The 19,774-nt window shown below is 64.2% G+C and carries 15 protein-coding genes and 2 pseudogenes; 8 read left to right on the top strand and 9 right to left on the bottom strand.

Features of this window, described 5'->3' with window-relative positions; translation table 11 throughout:
• The 6 genes and pseudogenes from AAHF99_RS26670 to AAHF99_RS26645 form a co-directional block, all read right to left on the bottom strand.
• A pseudogene (locus AAHF99_RS26670) lies at positions 1–82 on the bottom strand (IS5/IS1182 family transposase); the annotation flags it as partial.
• 111 nt (positions 83–193) lie between these two features.
• On the bottom strand, positions 194–457 hold the full coding sequence (locus tag AAHF99_RS26665) for a hypothetical protein (protein WP_342167358.1): 264 nt from the start codon (positions 455–457) through the stop codon (positions 194–196).
• A 379-nt stretch (positions 458–836) separates the two neighbouring features.
• Positions 837–1,094 (bottom strand): hypothetical protein, encoded by a 258-nt coding sequence (locus tag AAHF99_RS26660; RefSeq protein ID WP_342167357.1) that lies wholly within the window; start codon positions 1,092–1,094, stop codon positions 837–839.
• A gap of 43 nt (positions 1,095–1,137) precedes the next feature.
• The gene (locus AAHF99_RS26655) at positions 1,138–1,491 is read right to left on the bottom strand and encodes a hypothetical protein (RefSeq protein ID WP_342167356.1); all 354 of its coding nucleotides are present in this window, start codon (positions 1,489–1,491) and stop codon (positions 1,138–1,140) included.
• Positions 1,492–1,561: 70 nt separating this feature from the next.
• Positions 1,562–1,705: a hypothetical protein gene (locus AAHF99_RS26650; RefSeq protein WP_342167355.1), complete on the bottom strand. Its 144-nt coding sequence runs from the start codon at positions 1,703–1,705 to the stop codon at positions 1,562–1,564.
• Between the two features lie 306 nt (positions 1,706–2,011).
• Entirely contained in the window at positions 2,012–2,722 is a 711-nt protein-coding gene (locus tag AAHF99_RS26645) for a GntR family transcriptional regulator (RefSeq protein ID WP_342167354.1), read from the bottom strand.
• A gap of 180 nt (positions 2,723–2,902) precedes the next feature.
• On the opposite strand from AAHF99_RS26645, the gene AAHF99_RS26640 reads away from it, so the two are divergent.
• The 5 genes from AAHF99_RS26640 to AAHF99_RS26620 all read left to right on the top strand — a co-directional run bounded on the left by AAHF99_RS26640 (position 2,903) and on the right by AAHF99_RS26620 (position 10,369).
• Entirely contained in the window at positions 2,903–3,523 is a 621-nt protein-coding gene (locus tag AAHF99_RS26640; RefSeq protein ID WP_342167353.1) for an RraA family protein, read from the top strand.
• Between the two features lie 267 nt (positions 3,524–3,790).
• Positions 3,791–5,116, top strand: coding sequence for an MFS transporter (locus AAHF99_RS26635; protein ID WP_342167352.1), 1,326 nt, complete (start codon positions 3,791–3,793; stop codon positions 5,114–5,116).
• 93 nt (positions 5,117–5,209) lie between these two features.
• Positions 5,210–8,398, top strand: a complete 3,189-nt coding sequence (locus tag AAHF99_RS26630) for an FAD-binding and (Fe-S)-binding domain-containing protein (RefSeq protein WP_342167351.1) — start codon at positions 5,210–5,212, stop codon at positions 8,396–8,398.
• Between the two features lie 33 nt (positions 8,399–8,431).
• Positions 8,432–9,355, top strand: a complete 924-nt coding sequence (locus AAHF99_RS26625) for an NAD(P)-dependent oxidoreductase (RefSeq protein ID WP_412759964.1) — start codon at positions 8,432–8,434, stop codon at positions 9,353–9,355.
• A gap of 54 nt (positions 9,356–9,409) precedes the next feature.
• Positions 9,410–10,369, top strand: a complete 960-nt coding sequence (locus tag AAHF99_RS26620; protein ID WP_342167349.1) for an amidohydrolase family protein — start codon at positions 9,410–9,412, stop codon at positions 10,367–10,369.
• A 671-nt stretch (positions 10,370–11,040) separates the two neighbouring features.
• On the opposite strand, the gene AAHF99_RS26615 is transcribed toward AAHF99_RS26620, so the two are convergent.
• Positions 11,041–12,276 carry an MFS transporter gene (locus AAHF99_RS26615; protein ID WP_342167348.1) on the bottom strand — a complete coding sequence of 412 codons (1,236 nt, stop codon included), beginning with the start codon at positions 12,274–12,276 and terminating at the stop codon, positions 11,041–11,043.
• Positions 12,277–12,652: 376 nt separating this feature from the next.
• Between AAHF99_RS26615 and AAHF99_RS26610 the strand changes: the two genes are divergently transcribed.
• Entirely contained in the window at positions 12,653–13,612 is a 960-nt protein-coding gene (locus AAHF99_RS26610; RefSeq protein WP_342167347.1) for a DMT family transporter, read from the top strand.
• Positions 13,613–13,842: 230 nt separating this feature from the next.
• Here the strand turns inward: AAHF99_RS26610 and AAHF99_RS26605 are convergent, their stop codons facing one another.
• Positions 13,843–14,316, bottom strand: a complete 474-nt coding sequence (locus AAHF99_RS26605) for a VOC family protein (RefSeq protein WP_342167346.1) — start codon at positions 14,314–14,316, stop codon at positions 13,843–13,845.
• A gap of 843 nt (positions 14,317–15,159) precedes the next feature.
• On the opposite strand from AAHF99_RS26605, the gene AAHF99_RS26600 reads away from it, so the two are divergent.
• On the top strand, positions 15,160–17,517 hold the full coding sequence (locus AAHF99_RS26600; protein WP_342167345.1) for a bifunctional diguanylate cyclase/phosphodiesterase: 2,358 nt from the start codon (positions 15,160–15,162) through the stop codon (positions 17,515–17,517).
• A gap of 344 nt (positions 17,518–17,861) precedes the next feature.
• Positions 17,862–19,547 carry a methyl-accepting chemotaxis protein gene (locus tag AAHF99_RS26595; protein ID WP_342167344.1) on the top strand — a complete coding sequence of 562 codons (1,686 nt, stop codon included), beginning with the start codon at positions 17,862–17,864 and terminating at the stop codon, positions 19,545–19,547.
• Between the two features lie 110 nt (positions 19,548–19,657).
• Here AAHF99_RS26595 and AAHF99_RS26590 read toward each other — a convergent pair.
• A pseudogene (locus AAHF99_RS26590) lies at positions 19,658–19,774 on the bottom strand (IS5/IS1182 family transposase); the annotation flags it as partial.

Raw genomic sequence — 19,774 nt, 5'->3', positions numbered from 1 at the left:
CGCCCTTCGGCTTGGCCCGTTCAGGCGGCAGCAGCGGTGCGATCTCGGCCCACAGGCCATCGGGAAGGAGCGGTCTCGCCATCTTCACTCAACGCGCCAAACCCGGTTTTGTTAGAGCCTCTAAGTCGGCGCCACGGCTCAAAGGCGATTGCCCGGCTCCGACAGTTAGTAGCACCTTTGCCGACCCGAGGGATCAATCGTGATTTGGGGGGAGCGGCGTGACATTCTCGGCCAATGCACCCGAACTCTCTGACGAGCGATCCGCCTCGCGCAGCGCAGCGTTGAGAACCCGGCGGTGCCCCTGCGCGTCGTCAATGGCTGCCCACGCCCGTAGAAGAGCGATCACATCTCCACCTTCATCTCCTAGGGGATCGCTGAGAAACGCCGTCACCGGCACTTCCAGAACGGTCGCAATGGCATGGAGGAGCGGGTTGTAGAGGTCGGGTCGGTTGCTCATGCCCCGCGGTACGGACGAAGGCACATACAGGTTTCAAGCCGCATACAAAATTCGGTATTTCGACACATCACAATCACGTAAGCGCCTTGGAGTATGTCGGCAGCAAGAGGCGCAAGTTTCGGCGCTTACGCCTTCCACTTCAGTGGGATAGCGCTCTCTGGATCGATCAGGACGGCGCGCCCAGCTTCAGTAATGCGCACGGCGGCGCGCTCCTCAGTTCCCATTTCCCCCCAGCCACGGGCGACCAGCGATGGCACGAAAAGGTCGTCGCCTGACCGGATTTGCCGAGCCTGATCAATCTGAGTCAGATTTACGAAGCCTGCGCCCGGTACTATAGCCAGGAACGACAAGAGCCGAATTTGAGAGGCGTTGGGTCGGCTCATTTGTTCGCGCTTTGAGTATTATGCAGAAGATCGGTCAGAACAGCGCCGATCACGACGGACACGCTCACCAAACCAATCAGCTCAATATCACCCAACAGGAAGTCCGTCTGCTGAAACAGGAAGGGGGACGTCAGCAGCAGCAGGACCGTTACCGGTGAGGCGAAAGCCACGGTGGTGATCGCGAATGCGAGCCAGTGCGGCATCGCTCTGCCCTGCCGTCGCGGCGGAGTTGCGTTGCCCCCGATGCGTGTCACGGTGCCTTCCGTTCCCAGAACCGGATGCCAGCCCGACCTCCCTTCATTGGAGTGGATCCCGTCCCCGAACGCTTGCGCCATCTAGGAGTGCTGCCGTCGTTTCGCGGTAACATCCCTCCATCGCCGTCCAGATCGCCTGCCAATGCTCAGCGCCGTGGTCGGCACCCTTTTCGTTCAGTAGATCGCGGGCACCGATGTCCATACGGGCAATCGCGTGCTCGGTGGCTACCTCCACCTGTGCTGCCGTCCATCCAGGCTCGGCCGTGAGAGTGCGAAAGTTGGTCTCTGCCATTTTGGTCGCAAGTTGCCGCCCGAGAGACACGTAGGCTGCTAGCGCTTCGTTCGGCATGGGCTGGCGGTGAGGATCCGCGTTCTTTCCGCCCCGTCGCTTGCTCATGGCGTCTTCCTCTCCCGAATCTGGATCCCAGCGCCACCGATATTCTTAGAATCGAATTCGAGGCTGTAATTCATGACTTTTTACGCGGCCTGACGCCTGCACCAGCACCTATACTATCTTCTGAGATAAATTCTAGCCATTTACTTTCAAAGGTTTGGTTTAGCTCTGTGAGATTATCAGCAAGTGAGTTTGGCACTCCTTCGACACCTTCCATCCGGTGTATCGTAGCAGCTGAAACTCCCGACGCAGCTGCCAAGTCGACCACGTACCAGCGTAAGAAGCCCCGCGCCATCCTGATCTGCCCAGCTGTCAATGATCCGCCCCCTATCTACAAGCGGACCTTCCGCAGGCGACCCAACCCGGACCCTCAGATCAATCTTATAGCTTCCCCAAAGCAGACTAACGGAATGTCTATCCTGCAATGAGCGTTGGCAGGATGTCTTCCGCTATCCGCAACCCAGTCATCCCGCCTTCGGCCATGGCCGATCTTGGCGCCCGACAGGGCGCCGTCTCGGGATATCTACGCGACGGCTTCGGGGCGCGGGTCGAAGCTCCTGACCATTCCTGGTTCTTTTGCGGATTGTCGCCAGGCAACTCTGTGGTGTTGAACACGGGCCTGCGACATCTTCAGGTGAAGCTGCATCGCCCGCCGCCCCAACTCCGCGTCCTGAAGGCGCGCCGCCATGACGATGTCCTCGTGATGGTGAAGGCTCTGGAGGAGTTCCGCCGGCGTGTAGAGGTAGAAGGACCGGATCACCACGGGCATGTCGATCATCGGTTCCAGGATCAGGCGGAGCCGAGGAGAACCGGCGAAGGCCAGGAGCGTGCGGTGGAAATCCCGGTTGATAGCCTGGATGGCGGTGACGGCAGCGTCGCCACCCGCAGCGATTGCAGCCGCCATCCTTCGATTACAGTCCTCCAGTTGCTCTACCAGTGCACTGCCGCCGCGCGCCACGGCCAGCTCGGTCGCATGGGCTTCGAGCAGGATCCGTAGTCGAAAGGTCTCCTCGACATCGGCGTCGCCCCACTCGGCCACGCGGATGCCTTGCCCAGCATCAGTCGTCGCCAAACCGTCCTCGACGAGCCTGCGAAGAGCTGCTCGGATCGGGCTCCGGCTGAGCTTGAATTCCATCGCAAGGGGCTCTTCGCGGAGATGAAAGCCCGGCGCGTAGTGACCGCTGACCACCCTGAGACGTAGCGCGTCGTACGCGCGGTCCTGTCCCTCCGCCATGTGTGATCGTCCCTCCGGTCTGAAACGCGAGCTTAGCGAACGACAGGAGCCATCGGCAAGCCGGGTCAGCAGAATGTACGAAAAATGTACGCTTTGCGGTTACCGTCGACCGTTTAGCGTGAGCTGCATTGCAAGAAATGTATTTTTATTGTACGTATCGGGAATCAGTGGGAGGAGCCAATGCAGGACGGAGAGCATGCAGCTGGGGTAAGCCCGGCGCAGATGTTTGCGGGCGTGGCGACGGCCGTGATCAGCGACAACTTGGAGCGGCTGCCCGGAGCTATTGGCCTGCGCCCGTTCCACAAGGGTGGCCTCATGGTCGGACCGGCCTTCACCGTTAGAACCGCTGCGGGGGACAACCGTGTGATCCACCAAGCCCTCGACGCGTTCCGGCCTGGGGATGTCCTGGTAATCGACGGAGGCGGCGACACGAGCCGGGCCCTGGTCGGCGAGATCATGGCCGAAATCGCGGAACGACGGGGCGCAGCGGGTTTGGTCATCGATGGTGCGATCCGCGACGCGGGCACCCTGGCACGCTCGGACTTCCCGGTCTTTGCCCGCGCAGCGATCCACCGCGGTCCCTACAAGAACGGTCCCGGTCAAATGGGTGTGCCGGTCGCGGTCGGAGGGATGATCGTCCAGCCAGGGGATATCGTCGTGGGCGATGAGGATGGCGTGGTGGCATTTCCGCCCGCTATCGCTGAGGAACTGCTTCGCGCCGTGAGGCAGCAGGAGGCCAAAGAAGAGGCGATCCTCGAAAGCGTGCGCGACGGGACCTACAAGGGCGCCTACGCCAAGTAGGTCCGTCTAAGAACCCCAATATTAGAGCCGATCACGCGCCGGATCCATTTCTATTCGGCAGAAAAACTGATTGCTTCTAAAAGAAGCGATCAAAATACCTACGACTAAGCTCGTCTAAAATCTCATCGCCTCGCAGCGAACAACAGATCCCATTCGATGGATCCCGAGCACAGTCAACGTGCTCGAACGATGCGTGGTGCCCTTACGGAGGAAACGGATATGGCCAAAGGCGCAGCCACTGCGGGAGCGGTTCCCGTGACGGAGCGGATGACCCGATATCGCTGGGTCGTCATGGGGCTCATCTTCATCGTCTACACCCTGGCCGCGGCAGACCGCGCCAACATCGGGATCGTGCTCCCCTTCGTGAAGAAGGAGTTCGCGATGACCAACACGGAGGCCGGCGCGGTCGTCAGCCTGTTCTTCGTGGGCTACGCGGTCATGCAGATCCCCGCCGGCCTGTTGGTGAAGCGCCTTGGCACGCGGATCGTCTTCCCGATATTCATGATCCTGACCTCGCTATTCACGGGCCTCATGGGCACGACGGGCTCGGCGCTTGCGATGAAGCTCAACCGGCTCGCCCTCGGCGTCGCCGAGGCGCCCCTGCCGGTCACGATGCTCTCGACCATGAACCGCTGGTTCCCGGCCCAGGAAAAGGGCACCGCCGTCGGCCTCTTCCTCGCGGCCGCCAAGTTCGGTCCCGTCATCGTGCCGCCGCTCGGCGCGCTGATCATCGCCACCCTCGGCTGGCAGTACGTCTTCTTCATCTGTGCGCTGCCGGGACTGGTCTTTGCTGTGCTCTGGTACTTCCTGGTGGTCGATGAGCCGGCCCGCAGCCGCTTCGTGTCCCCGGCCGAGGCGGCCCATATCGGCAGCGGCCTTCCGGCCACGCCCGCACGCCGCACGCCGGCGACCCCGACTTCGTTCGGAACGCCGCGCTTCACGCGCCTCGACCGCATCATCCGGGGTCGCTCGGTCCGACCCATCGCCACGGCCGAGGAGACGTTCAGGTCCGGCAACATCTGGGGGCTGGCCATCGGCTATCTGATGATGACCGGCATCATCAACGTCATCCTCGCGTGGCTTCCGACCTACCTGACCACCGTCAAGCAGTTCTCGCTGATGAATGTCGGGTTCGTCGCCTCGGCCCCCTTCATCGGCGGCGTGCTCGGCAACATCATGGGCGGCCTGTTCTCAGACCGGGTCGTCGGCAAGCGGCGCAAGCCGACAATCCTGATCAGCACGATCTCGACCGTGTTCATGATGTACGCGCTGATCCACGCGCCGAACGAGCCGGTGACTCTCGCGTTCCTGCTGTTCCTCACCGGCTTCCTGCTGAATGTGGGCTACTCCTCCTTCACGGTGTATCCGGCCGGTCTGACGACGAAGGACGCCTATCCGCTGGCCGTATCGGTGGTGAACACCGGCGGACAGGCCGGAGGCGCGCTGTTCCCCTTCCTGACGGGGCTGCTCCTCGACGCCTACAGCTGGGATGCCGTCTTCCTGTTCCTCGGCGCCTCGTCGCTCCTGGCCTTGGCGGTGATGCTGCTGGTCGTCGAGCCGGTCGAGCGCGACGCCCAGGTCACGACCCCCTAGGCGGCGGCCTACGCAGACTGGCACCGCCGCCATCCCGCGGCGGTTCCGCCCCCGGCCAACCCCTCCCGGCATGCGCCTTCCCACGAGCACGCCATGATCCCCGCCCTGACCGACCTGCCGGCCCCTGCGCCCCTCTACGCCGCCTTCCTCGCGGAGCTGCGGATCCGCGGTTTCGCGGGCGAGCTCTCCGGCGGCGGCGCGGACCGGACCGTGCTGTCCACCGACAACTCGATCTATCAGGTCCAACCGGCGGCCGTGGCCTTCCCCCGGGACCGCGACGACCTCGTGCGCATCGGCAAGCTCCTCGACGAACCGCGCTTCGCCGCGGTGCAGGTCTCGCCGCGCGGCGGCGGCACGGGCACCAACGGCCAGTCGCTCTCGGGCGGCCTGCTGGTCGACGTCTCCCGGCACATGAACCGCATCCTGGAGATCGACCCGGAGCGGCGCACGGCGCGGGTCGAGCCGGGCGTGGTGAAGGACCAGCTCAACGCGGCCCTGAAGCCGCATGGACTGTTCTTCGCCCCGGAACTCTCGACCTCCAACCGCGCCACCATCGGCGGGATGATCTCCACCGACGCCTGCGGCCAGGGGTCCTGCCTCTACGGCAAGACCCGGGATCACGTGCGCGCGCTGACGATGGTTCTGAGCGACGGAACCCTGTGGACCTCGGCGCCCCTCGCGGCGATTGACCTCGCCGCCGTGGCGGCTCGGACGGACCGTGTCGGCGAGATCCATCGGGTCGTGGACGACGTCGTCACGACTAATGCCGCCCTGATCGCGGAACGCTTCCCCAAGCTCAACCGCTGCCTCACCGGCTACGACCTCGCCCACGTGCGCCACGATGGGGGTCTGTTCAACCTCAACGCGGTGCTGTGCGGTTCGGAAGGCACCCTCGGCCTGATCGCCGAGGCCGAGCTGTCCGTGCTGCCGATCCCGCGCCACGCCGCCCTCATCAACGTCCGCTACGACAGCTTCGACGCGGCTCTCCGGGATGCCCACGCGCTCGTCGCCCTCGGCGCGGCCTCCATCGAGACCGTGGACTCGCGGGTCCTCGCGCTCGCCCGCGGCGACATCGTCTGGCCCGAGGTCAGCGCCTACTTCCCCGACGACCCCGAGGGCCCGGCCGAGGGCGTCAACCTGGTCGAGCTGCTGGCCGATACCGGGGCGGGCCTCGACGCGCGGCTCGCCGTCGTCACCGACAGGCTGGCCCGTGACGGCCGGACCAGCGGCCGCCGCGGCTTCACCGTGGCGCGCGAGTCCGCGGTCGATCCGGCGTCGCAACAGCAGGATGCGGTTCGCGCCTTCGGAGCGGGCGCCCAGGGCAGCCAGCGCCTCGCCGAGGACGGCGACGAGGCCGAGGGAGACGGCGTGCGGGTAGCTCCGCCGGAGGCGACCGACGCGGTCACCCGGATCTGGGGCATGCGCAAGAAGGCGGTCGGCCTGCTCGGCAACATGCAGGGCGACGCGCGGCCGATCCCGTTTGTCGAGGACACCGCCGTCCCGCCCGAGAACCTAGCCGACTACATCGCCGAATTCCGCGCCGCCCTCGACCGGCGTGGTCTCGTCTACGGCATGTTCGGTCACGTCGATGCCGGTGTGCTGCACGTGCGGCCCGCCATCGACATGAAGGCGGAGGGGGCTGAGGCGCTGGTCCGGGAGATCACCGAGGAGGTCGTCGCCCTGACCCGGAAATACGGAGGGGTGCTCTGGGGCGAGCATGGCAAGGGCGTGCGCTCCGAGTTCTCGCCGCAGGTGTTCGGGCCGCTCTACCCCGCCCTGCAACGGATCAAGCTCGCCTTCGACCCGCGCAACCAGTTCAATCCCGGCAAGATCGCAGCCCCGGGAGGCGCAAAACTCCTCACCGTTGACGGGGTGCCGACCAAGGGCGGGTTCGACCGGACCATCCCGGCCGCGGTGCGGGCAGGGTTCGACGAGGCGCTGCACTGCAACGGCAACGGGGCCTGCTACAACTACGACCCGAACGACGCGATGTGTCCGTCCTGGAAGGGCACGCGCGAGCGGCGACACTCCCCGAAGGGCCGGGCGCAGCTGATGCGTGAGTGGCTGCGGCGGCTGGCCGCCGAGGGGGTCGATCCTCTCGACGAGAGCCTGCGTCAGCGGCGCAGCCGGGGCTGGCTCGCATTCCCGGCCAGGCTACGGGCCAGCCTGTCGCGAGAGCCGGACTTCTCGCACGCCGTCAAGGAGGCGATGGACGGCTGCCTGGCGTGCAAGTCCTGCGTCGGCCAATGCCCGATCAAGGTCGACGTGCCGACCTTCCGGGCGAAGTTCCTCGAACTCTATCATGGCCGCTACCTGCGTCGTCCACGCGACCACGTCGTCGGACTGATCGAACGGCTCCTCCCGCTCGCCGCCCGCGCACCCCGTCTCGCCAACGCCTTGACCACCTCTCGCGTCGGGACCCGGCTGGCTCATGCGTTCGGCCTGACCGCCATGCCGGCCTTGTCCGGCATCGACCTGGTCGCGGAAGCTCGGCGCCGAGGTGTCGAGGTGGCGAGCCCGGAAGCCCTCCGCGCGCTTTCGCCGGAGGAGCGCGCGCGCAGCGTGGTGGTGGTCCAGGACGCGTTCACCACCCACTACGAGACGCCGCTGGTCCTCGCGCTGCTCGACCTGCTGGGCCGGCTTGGCTTCCGGCCATGGCTGGCCTCCTTCCTACCCAACGGCAAGCCCCTGCACGCCCATGGCTTCCTGGGTGCCTTCGAACGCCAAGCCCATCGCAATGCCGCGATGCTGCGGTCCCTGGCCGAGACCGAGGTGGACCTCGTCGGCCTCGATCCGTCGATGACTCTGACCTACCGGGCCGAGTATGTCGGTGCGCTCGGTGTCGACCGGGCACCGCGGGTCCAGCTCGTTCAAGAATGGCTGGCCCGGCACCTTGAGCGACGGCCGGCGGCGGGCATGCCGACCGAGTTCCAACTACTGCCCCATTGCACCGAGCGGACCACCGCGACCGCCGGCCTGCGCGACTGGCAGACGGTGTTCACCCGTCTGGGCCACCGTCTCACCATCCTGCCGTCGGGCTGTTGCGGCATGGCCGGGACCTACGGCCACGAGAGCGAGCACCGGGCGATGTCGGAGCACATCTACGGGCTCAGCTGGGCCGCCCTTATCGGCCGCGCCGGCACCTCCGGCCGCTTGCTCGCCGATGGGTACTCCTGCCGGTCTCAAATCAAGCTGATCGACGACATCCGGTTGGCTCATCCGGTCGAGGCACTGCTCGACGTCGTGTCGACTGTCAGCGTCCCTAAACGCGCGGCTGCCTGACGTGCCACGCGATCGTGAAAACAGAAGCAAAGCATCGATGAGAGGGAGGACAGAACAATGACGACGCAACAACAGTTTCGGCTTGGCCTCGTCGGCTACGGCGAGATCGGAAGCACCCTGGCGCGCGGTCTGCGTGAAGCCGGCCTGCAGCAGGTCACGGCCTACGACAAGTATGCCTTCGACGGCCCCTACGCCGACTTGATCCAGCGGCGGGCACAGGATGCCGGTGTATCCCTCGTGCGCTCGAACCAAGAACTGGCGGATGCAGCCGACCTGATCGTCAGCGTCACGCCGGGCTCGGCCTCGCACGACAGCGCCACGGCTTTCGTCGGCTGTCTCAGCGACCGGCACACCTTCATCGACTTCGCTTCGGCCACTCCCAAGATCAAGGTCGGCGTCGCGGAACAGCTGGCCGACAGCGGCGCGCTCCTGGGCGACGGATCCATCGAAGGCACCCCGAAGAACGGCTACGCCATGCCCATCCTCGTGAGCGGCGCAGCCGGCGAGCGCGTGCGGGACCTCCTCAACCCCTTCGGCATGAACCTGAGCTTCGTCGGCGATAAGCTCGGCACCGCGTCGGGGATCAAGATCCTGCGCTCGGTCCTGATCAAGGGCATCGAGGCGCTGACCGACGAGATGCTGCTCGCCGCCCGGCATTATGGGGTGGACGAGATCGTGCTGGCGTCCGCGTGCAAGACGCTGGCGCGGCCCTGGATGGACACCGTCGAGGCGCTGATCCCGTCCGGCGTGATCCACGCCAAGCGCCGCGCCGAGGAACTGGAGATGTCCGCCGAAGCCGTAGCGGATGCCGGCGTCGATCCGGTGATGGCGCGCGCCGTCGTGGCCCGCCTGCGCTGGAAGGACAGCCTGGGACTCAAGGAGAAGCTCAACGGCATCGAGCCATCGGACTACCGGGCGGCCATCGACGCAATCCAGGCAGGCGACACCGCCCGATAGCCGTTCAGCCGCGGGCGGCCCCTCCAGATCCAATCGAAGTCAAGGAACGCGATTATGTCCTCATCCTTCAGGGTTGATGCCAGCCGCCGTGACCTGCTCACGTTCGGAGGCGGTCTTGCGCTCAGCGCGGCGATCCCAAGGGCCGCCTCGGCCGCCGAGGCTTACCCGTACTCGGCAGGCTCCGAACCCCCGCGCACCCCGGCAATCGCCAGTGCCACCGACTGTCACATGCATTTCTTCGACAAGCGGGTAGCCACCGTCCCGGGCGCCCCCGTGCTGCACCCAGATGCGTTCCCTGACGACTACCGGAAGATCCAGCGCCGGCTGGGACTTCAGCGGAACGTCGTCGTCACGCCCTCGGCTTATGGTACAAACAACCAGGTCACGCTGGCCGGCATGGCCGAGATGGGCTCCGATGCACGTGGCATCGCCGTCGTCGATACCGCTGTCACCGATGCGGAACTACAGCGCCTGCACGGGCTCGGCATTCGAGGCATCCGCTTCAATCTCGTCCAGGCCGGCGCGACATCTCTCGAAATGGCGGAGCCGCTCGCCGCGCGCATCAAGCCGTTCGGCTGGCACATCCAATTCCATATGCCCGGCCGAGCGATGGCGGAGGCCGAGTCTCTCCTTGCGCGGCTTCCCGTACGGATCGCCTTCGATCACATGGGCCGCGTTGCCCAACCCGGCGGCGTCGAGGATCCAAGCTTCGCCACGCTGTCCCGGCTCCTCGGCCGCGGCAACACATGGGTCAAGCTGTCCGGCCCATACCTGAACACCCGACAGGGCGGACCCGAATACCCGGATGCATCAGCCGTCGCGCGGGAATTGGCGCGGATCGCGCCCGAGCGGATGGTCTGGGGTAGCGACTGGCCCCATGCGACCGAGACGACCAAGCCCGACGACGCACAACTGTTCGATCTCCTCAGCGCATGGGCGCCGGATGAGGGCGTGCGCAGGCGCATTCTCGTTCAGAACCCGGCTGAGCTGTACGACTTCCCCAGTGTGCCGTAGCTGCGCATGCCGGCAATGCCACGCGCCCCCATGGATCAACTTGTCGATGGCGAGGGCGTCGAGCACCCACTCACGGTGGACGAACGCAGAGTGTTGGCCGTCCTGGATGACGAATTCATGAGTGCGTGGGTGATCAAGATCCGGTCCGGCCGCCCTAGTTCGGCTCCCATCGACGACATTTGCGCCGTCTGCAGTGAGCTTGCGCGCCGAGGATTGGCCGAGCATTCCGGTTCGGGACGACGCTCTAAGAACCGTTAGCGACGCGCCCCGATCTCACCCACAACGAGTATATCTTATTGAAATTGTCGGCCAATCGCCTCGATCAAATAGCCGAGAGTTGCAGGCTATGGCTTTTGTCAGAGCCCATGCTTTCCGGAGAATTGCTACAGACGGGAGGCAGCCCATCAGTATGGGGTCGTGCTCATCAGCGATCATGCTGATCATAGTCCCAGCCTGCCGAGCGCGAGACGTCCGCTTCGTGATTTTGACACCTGAAAGCGGACTAACAGCTTTCCACCCAGAGCGGTCCTTCTGATAGCGACCCTTTTGAGACGCATCGGAGGCCATCGTTGATCCCCGAAAGCGGACCATCCGCAAATGTGTGCCGCCTTGGGCTTTGGTAAGGCGGACCTTGATCGCATCGGCAGGCCCCCGATGCGATCAGGTGGCTGTCAGGCGAGGGTCGGGTCCGGCTGGCGAACAAGATGCCGCACTGGAGACGCAAATAGCACAAGGAATTGAATGGCGAAGCCGACTACGGACATGAGCAGGCATGCGCCAACCCCGAACTGCGCGGCCATCAGTGCCCCGATCCCAGCGCCCAGCGGACGTGAGCCGAAGGTCGCCGTCATCACAAAGCCCGAGACCCGGCCGAGCAATCCGGCCGGTGTAACGGCCTGCCGCAATGTCGTGGTGGTGATGGTCCAGAGGATCGGTCCCACTCCAAAGAGGAAGAACGATAGCCCTGCGAGGAGGCCGGAAGGGCAGGCAAGGGTGGTGAGCATGAGCAGTGACCCAAGAAGCCCGGCTGCCGGCCCAACCGCGATCATACTACCGAAAGAGAGATGCCGGGCTAGCCGGCCAGCCAGCAGCGCCCCAACCACCATGCCAGCACCGTAGGTGCCCAGTGTTGCGCCCACCTCGGCGGCGTTGAGCCCGAGCGACGTCACGGCATAAGCCACGTACACGGCCTGCAAGACGAACCATGCGGTGTTGAAGAACATTGCTGTGATCAGCACCGGCCGAAGAAGCGGATGTCGGAGCACAAAGGTCGCTCCGTCCTTGATCTCGTGCAGCACGGCCCGTCGCACCGGAGAGGTCATGATGGGCTCCGGCAGACCGGCCAAAAGCAGAACCGCCACGAGGGAGAGCGCGGTCGCCACCATGAAAGCGACGGAAGCCCCCATGGCACCCACGACAAGACCGCCGAGGGCTGGCCCGGCGGCGTAGGCGAGGCTGCGGGCAAGCTCCAGCCACCGGTTTGCAGCCACGAACCCCTCGCGCGGGACCAGGGCCGGGATTAGCGCAGGCGCGGCGACGCTGTACGCGACGGTGCCAATGGCGCCCAGGAACCCTACAGCCGCGAGAAGACGAAGGTCGAGCAGATCGCCACACAGCAAGATCAGGATCCCTATCAGGGATAGAGCGCGCACGGTCTCTGCAGCCACCATCAGCCGGCGGCGCGAAATCCTATCGGCCAGGACCCCGGCCAGCATTGAGAAAAGCAGGAAGGGGAGGGTCTGCGCTGTTTGCAGATAACCCGTCTGCGCCGGGCTAGCCTGGAGGAGCAGCACTGCGACGAGGGGTGCTGCCGCAAGAGCGAGTTGCTCGGATAGTTGAGCCGTGAGGTTTGAAAACGCGAGGCGGCGAAAGGCAGGCGGAAGACGGAGTGTTGGCGTCAGTCGCATCGAGAGAACCCTGGATGTGGTCCCTGGCAATCTCCTCAGTAGCTCACTCGGCGCATCCCGTTTTTTGCGGTCAAACTCGATTTTAAGGTTCCTTTGGATCCCCCTTCGGCCTGCGAGCGCGCTCGGTACGAGGTCCGCTTTCATACCGTCCCGCCCACCAGCGGACCGGCAGGACACCACCCCAAGCGGTCCTTCTGATCCTGACCCGATGCGGTCGCCCCGATGACGACCAGAGCATCCCACAAGCGGCCATTCGTCGGCTGCCCGGCTTGTCACGCGCTAGGTGGTGAGCGGACAGAGAATTGGAGAGCAGGAAACGGGAAGCGCATCACCCGGACGAGATTGTAGCACGAAGCGAACCCGCGAAAGGTCCGCCATGCCGCCGCCCGTGAACCGCACGATGTCCGCGTCCGAATGGGCGATGCTGCTCAGCCTCTCGGTACTCTGGGGAGGATCGTTCTTCTTCACACGCGTGGCGCTCTCTGCTCTTCCGCCGTTCACACTCGTTTTTTTGCGGGTCGGGCTTGCTGCTCTGATCCTGAATGCCGTCATGCCACTCCTGGGCCTGAGGATGCCGCGCACGGGTCGGGTATGGGCCGCCTTCTTCGGCATGGGCCTCCTCAACAACACCATTCCCTTCTGCCTCATCGTGTGGGGCCAAACCCACATCGCGTCAGGGCTTGCCGCCATCCTGAATGCGACTACACCGCTCTTCACGGTCGTCGCTGCCCACGTCTTCACGTCCGACGAGAGGATGACCGGCAACCGGCTCGTGGGCGTGCTCGTAGGGCTTGTCGGCGTAGCCGTAATGGTCGGACCCGCCGTTCTAGCGGGGCTCGGAACCGACCTCCTGGCACAGGTGGCCGTGCTCGGCGCGGCCCTGTCCTATGCCTTCGCCGGTATCTTCGGGCGGCGCTTCCGGCGAATGGGCATTCCGCCGGTCGCGACGGCGACAGGACAGGTGACGGCCTCCGCGTTCATGCTTCTGCCCCTCGTCCTCGTCGCGGACCGCCCTTGGACCTTGCCGCTACCGAGCGCATCAGCGTGGGGCGCAGTCGTCGGTATTGCGGTCCTGTCTACAGCGCTCGCCTACGTGCTGTACTTTCGCATCCTGGCGACTGCTGGAGCGACGAACCTTCTGCTCGTCACCTTCCTGATCCCGGTGTCGGCCATCCTGCTGGGCTCATTGGTGTTGGGCGAGCGCCTTGCTCCGCAGCACTTTATCGGCATGGCGCTGATTGGATGCGGGCTTGCCGCCATTGACGGCCGCATCTGGGCTTTCAGTCAGCAGAGACGGCGCATTCCGCCTGACATGTATCAAGGGCGGGACATCTAAGCGGAAGGATGACGCTTTGCCGTCTGGAGGGCGAGTAAGCGCGGGCATTGCGTCCGCTTCGATGCATCCTTGCCCAAAAGCGGACCGACAGAAATCCACCCACCCCGGTCATTCCGGATGCGACCCAACCCAGTCGCCTGCATCGCCATGATGGCTTCCCATAAGCAGCCACTCGACGTTTATCGGGCGACTTGGGCGTGTTGTGGCAAGCAGTCCGAGGCCTAGCGGGATCAGCGACCTTGGGCCGTAGCTGGAGGCTGCATGAACTCGATCGTCGCTCCGTCAGGACCAACGGCGTAGATCACCCGCGTTCCGGCGCGCGCACCGCTCGCGATCTGCTGCGGAATGCCTTGCGCCTTCCAGCCGTAGGCGGCGATCCGCGCCAGGAGCTCGTCGATGTCATCGACGACAAGGGCCAGATGCGCGAAGCCGGGGTCGAACGGCTTGGCTGGTTCTCTCGGTCGCTCCGGACCCTGATACTCTAGGAGTTCGATCGTCTGGTCCGTCAGCAAAACGATTGCCATGCGCACCTTCGCCCCATGCGCTCCGGTTACTTGACCGAGGAACTCTCCGCCCATCTCGCCCGTCCGCACGAGCCGCGCGCCGAGCCCATCGACCCAGAACCGAAGCGCCTCGTCGAGGGAAGCGACTGCGAAGCCGACATGATCGGCGCGCCGTACGTGGATGCCTGTGTATTCCGTCATGAGGGATGATCTAGCGGCAAACGGCCCATTCGTCCGCAACGAGCCGTGGCTGGTCCTTCGGCAGAGCAGGCAGTCTGATAGCGACCCAACACGGCTGCCCAGATCGCCCACCGCGCTTCTCCAAAGCAGCCATCTCAGGCTTCGATCGTGGCCCCGCAGCCACACAAGGCACGAGACTTTTTCAGTCGGGAACGATTGAGCCCAAGCGAAGTTTGCGTGCCCATGACCAAAACGCTCAGCTTCCGGGACCGTTCGCCCTTGACCGCCTCGGCGGTCTTTATGGCTCTCGGGATCGGCTACCTGAGTGCGGCAGTCGCGATGCTTCTGCTGTAGTCCTCAATGCGCTTGCCAAGCCTTAGAGGTGGTCTGCCTCGGACCTAGTAGAGTGGCCGGTTACGATGATCGGCGCTTCTACGATGCGGCCGTCCATCAACCAACTCAACCTTAGCAGGAATAAAGCTGACAAATCACCGCACGAATAGAAATTATACGGAACTGTGCGACAGATTAATTTATTAATAACCTGTCGTTCGACTCATTGCGAGCGAGTATTAATTCAAAATTTAGGCTATGGAACGACAGCGTTGCCGGGGCTTGGGTGTACAACGCGTCTGAACCAAACAGCGAAACCGGTGCTTCCTTCTCTGGGCACCCGGCCGTTTTGAGGAACTGCCTCTTTTCTACGCAACTAATTCGATCGCAAAAATTTGAATTGAACACATATTGATTGTTGTCGTCGATGCTCCACCGGATACTCGCGGGAGCCATATACTTGCAATCTCAATAGTTTTTTCATCACCCCCGTTCATGCGGCATTGAGAGGTCGCTCGTCATAGTGTGGCGATGATCTACGGCGCCTTTCAGTTGGCCGAGGACCATTCCCTAGGGTTTGTCCTTACGGCCGTCGTCATCTGCCTCGTTGCTGGATGGCTAGTCGGCGCTTTGATGCAACGGACTAGAGAGGCCAGCCCAGCCCACCGGTATCGTTGGTTGCTGGGAACGGCGATCGTGGCCGGGCTCGGTGTCTGGACCACCCATTTCATCGCCATGCTGGGCTATCGACCCGACATGATGTTGAGCTTCGCCGGCAGTACCACGGCATTCTCAGCGCTTGTCGCAATCCTGATTGTCGGCCTGCCGCTGGCGCTTACTCCGCTGCTTCCGTCGTGGCGCGTTCGAGCTATAGCGGGAGTGGTAGCCGGTCTCGGTATCGCCGCCATGCACTACACTGGCATGGTGGCGATACAGGGATGCATGCAGAGCCACTCTTTACCCTTGACCATCCTGGCTGCCTGCATCGGCGCCTGCGGCCTCGCACTGGCTAGCGGTCTTCCACCCCGCTCCGCCACCAATCGTATGGTTTGCGTTCTTTTCACTTCGGCTGTCGGTGGAACCCACTTCGTCGGCATTGTCGGCACGACGCTCCGACACGTCGCTGGATACGATGGTGGTCCGTACGAAAATACCACGCTCAGCGTCTTCACGGCCGTCGCCGCCGGTGTCCTGTTCCTCGGAGCTTTTTTGACGATTTTGACGGCACAGCGGTTCGACGCGCAGGAAGCTGCCCACACGACGGTGCTGCGGACCGCCCTCGACAACATGTCGAACGGTCTAGTGTATCTCGACAACACCGACCGCGTTCGCTTGTACAATCGTTGCTATCTCGAAATTTACGGGCTTCCGCCAGACAGCAACCTGACCGGACTCAACTCGGACGAAATCATCGAAGTCGTCGGTGACCGCCATGGCTGGACTGCAACACGGCGTCAGCAGGCGCGCATGCTATTGGAGACATGGCGTCAGATCGAAAATTTCACGCAGTTTGACTACGTCCTCGATGACGGCCGCATCATGGAAGTCGAGATCCGCCCCACCATGGAAGGCGGTACGGTCATCACGTTCGACGACGTCACTGCGGACCGCGAAGCGCAGCGGCGGATTACGGAGCTCGCCTTCTGCGACCCTCTGACCAAGCTCGCCAACCGGCGCGCCCTAACCTCGCGGATGGAACACGACTTCTTCCCCAAGCAGCGCTTCAAGCTGCTGCTGATCGACCTCGACCGGTTCAAGCAGGTCAACGATACCTATGGCCACGCGACTGGCGACCAGCTTCTGATCCAGGTCGCCGACCGGCTGAACGAGGTTGCCGGACCAGACGGCTTCGTGGCGCGGCTCGGCGGCGACGAGATGGCCATCCTTGTCTACGGCGATCAGGAACAGGCCATTGCGGCCGCCAACCAGGTGATCGAAGCGCTCGCAACCCCGTTCCAGATCGATCAGGTCAGGATTTCGATCGGCTGTAGCGTCGGGCTGTGCTGCACGGACGATGCGTGCGATGCGGGTGAGCTGATGCAGTTCTCCGATATCGCGCTCTACGAGTCGAAGCGTAAGGGGCGCGGTCGGATCAGTTGCTATACCCCTGGCATGCTGGAAACGGTCGCGGAACGGATTGAGCTCGAGACCGACATGCGCACTGCGATCGAGCGCGGCGAGATGCATCTGGCCTACCAACCGGTGATAGCGCTCGCGGACGATCGGGTCATCGGATACGAGGCGTTGATCCGCTGGACCCATCCGACGCTCGGAATGGTCTCTCCGGCCAAGTTCATTCCGCTCGCGGAAGAGACTGGGCAGATCGTGGCGATCGGCGCCTGGGTTCTGCAGGAAGCCTGTCGGCAGGCAGCGCAGTTGCCCAGCAACCTCTACGTCGCAGTCAACGTCTCACCCGTGCAGTTCCGTTCCCCACTCTTGCTGTCCCAACTGACGCAGGCGTTGGCCCAAAGTGGGCTGTCCGCTCGTCGATTAGAAATCGAATTGACCGAGACGGCGATCGTCGAGGACGGACGGCAGATCGCCAACATATTGACGGCGATCCGTCGCCTCGGTGTGACGGTGGCGATGGATGACTTTGGCACGGGGTACTCGTCGCTGGCGCATCTGCGCGACTTTCCGCTCGACCGGATCAAGGTGGACCGCTCCTTTGTGGCAACCGCCGAGACGGACCGGCACTCGATGGCGGTGCTGGAGGGCATTACGCATATCGCCCGTACGATGAACGTCGCGATCCTGGCCGAAGGCGTGGAGACGGCATCGCAGCTACAACTCATGCGTCAGATGGGCTGCGACGCCGTCCAGGGGTATCTGGTCGGGCGCCCCGAGCGCCTGAAACTGATTGAATCGCCGATGGCACTCTCAGCGTAGCGCCGACGCTATCCATGCTAGCGAGCAGGGGGCTGATCGAGGCTGGTCAGAAGATAGGCTAGCATAGCCAAATTATACAACCGCAAGTAGACAACGTTATCGGTTAGATTGTGCGCCACCGTTCGTTGTTCACCTTAAATTGAATCTCGATTGCAGTCTCGCGAGTTATCACGAGCATGAATGTTAACGTTTGAGCTGCGATGTACCATATGCCTGAATACTTGGCTTAGATCGCTGAGGTACAGGGTTCAGGCTTGCCTCATCTTGCCCGTGCGGCCGCTCACCGCCTTTGCAGGGCGGGCCTTTGTGCAGTTGCCCGGGATGCCTCGTGCTCGGATTCGCTCATGCGCCTGACCCTCAAAGCGTCGCTCCTTGCCGCCTTCGGGCTTCTCACCCTCCTCTCTGTCGGCCAAGGCCTCCTCTCAATCACGACACTCGCCGGCATCCGCGCCGATGTCACCGGTGTCGCTGAGAACCGGCTGCCCTCCGTCGTGGCGATCACCAGCATCCGCGGTGCAGCCTCGGAAGTGCGGATCAAGCAATTGCGTGCCCTCGCCATGTCCGGCAGTCCCGAGTCGCGCGTCGAAAATAAAGAATTGATCGATAAGGCGATCGACGCACTCTCCGTCGCGCGCAAGGCCTACGAGCAGAAGATCGCTTCCGCCGAGGAACGTGCCCTCTACGATGCGTTCGCCGCAGCTTGGAACCGCTACGAGTCCATGGGTCGCGAGGCTATGCGCCTCGCGGAGGCGGGCCAAGCCGCGGATGGCGCCCGGCTCATGAGCATGCCGGCCAACATCAACCTCTACAACGACGTGCGGGCCGTGCTGGCCAAGGATGTGGCCCTGATCGAACGCAGTGCCCACGCCGATGCCGAAAGCGCCATAGCCGCAACGGCGTCCGCGACGATGATGGCCTATATCGCGATTGGGTTGAGCATGACAGCTGCAGGAGCAGCGGCCCTGTTCGTGCTGCTCCGGGTGTCACAGCCGATCCAGGCCATGACGAGCACGATGACCGTCCTGGCCGCCGGCGATACGGCCGCCGCGGTGCCTTATCGCGCCCGCCGGGACGAGGTCGGTGCCATGGCGTCGGCCGTGCAGGTGTTCAAGGACAACCTTATCCGCACGCAAGTGCTTGAAGCTGAGACGGCGCAGGCGCGCTTGGCCGCGGAGGAGCAGCGCAAGGCCGGCATGCGCCAGATGGCCGACAGCTTCGAGGCCGCGGTCGGCGGCATCATCGGCGCCGTGTCGTCGTCGGCAACCGAACTGCAGGCCACGGCCGGTGCGATGAGCGGCACCGCAGCCGAGACGGCCGCGCAGTCGACGGCCGTGGCCGCCGCCGCGGAGGAAGCCGCCAGCAACGTCAACACCGTCGCGGCAGCAGCCGAGGAGTTGGGCTCCTCAGTGCAAGAGATCGGTCGGCAGGTGGACGGCTCCGCGGCCATCGCGCGGCACGCTGTGGCCGAGGCCGACCAAGCTGGCGCACTGGTGCTTGAACTGAGCAGCACCGTTGAGCGGATCGGCGACGTCGTCGGACTGATCTCGTCGATCGCCGGCCAGACCAATCTACTGGCGCTCAACGCCACCATCGAGGCGGCCCGCGCCGGCGAAGCCGGCAAGGGCTTCGCCGTCGTGGCGGCCGAGGTGAAGGAACTGGCCGGCCAGACGGCCCGGGCGACCCAGGAGATCTCAGGTCAGATCGGGCGGATCCAGGCGTCGACCGGTCAGGCCGTGGCGGCCATCGGCGACATCACGCAGCGGATCCGCGACATCAGCACCACCGCCACCTCGATTGCGGCGGCGGTGGAGCAGCAGGGCGCGGCCACGCAGGAGATCGTGCGCAATGTCGCCCAGGCGGCGGCTGGCACTGGCGAGGTGACCGGCAACATCGCCGGCGTGGCGAGCGCGGCGGAGGACACCGGCGCGGCAGCAAGCCAAGTGCTCGGGGCAGCGTCGGAACTCTCGCGCCAGTCCGAGCACCTGACGGCCGAGGTCGGACGCTTCCTCGCCACCGTTCGCGCGGCCTGACGCGACCCTCGGACGTCCGCTTCCGCTTCTTTTCGGGCGGAAGCGGACGGGCAGAAAACCACCCCAAGCGGTCCTCCCGCTACCGACCCAACCCAGCCGCCTAAGAGCGCCTAACAAAACCATCGTTCGATGAAGCGCCAAACGATGAGGGCGGCCGCCAGGGTCGAGAAGGCCAGATGGATGTCGGCCCGTCGTTCGTAGCGGATGGCAAGGCGGCGGAACTGGGC

This window comes from Methylobacterium litchii, assembly GCF_038442315.1.
Taxonomy (GTDB): domain Bacteria; phylum Pseudomonadota; class Alphaproteobacteria; order Rhizobiales; family Beijerinckiaceae; genus Methylobacterium; species Methylobacterium litchii.
Note: the sequence above shows the minus strand (reverse complement) of the source record. Positions and strands in the feature narration are given on the sequence as shown.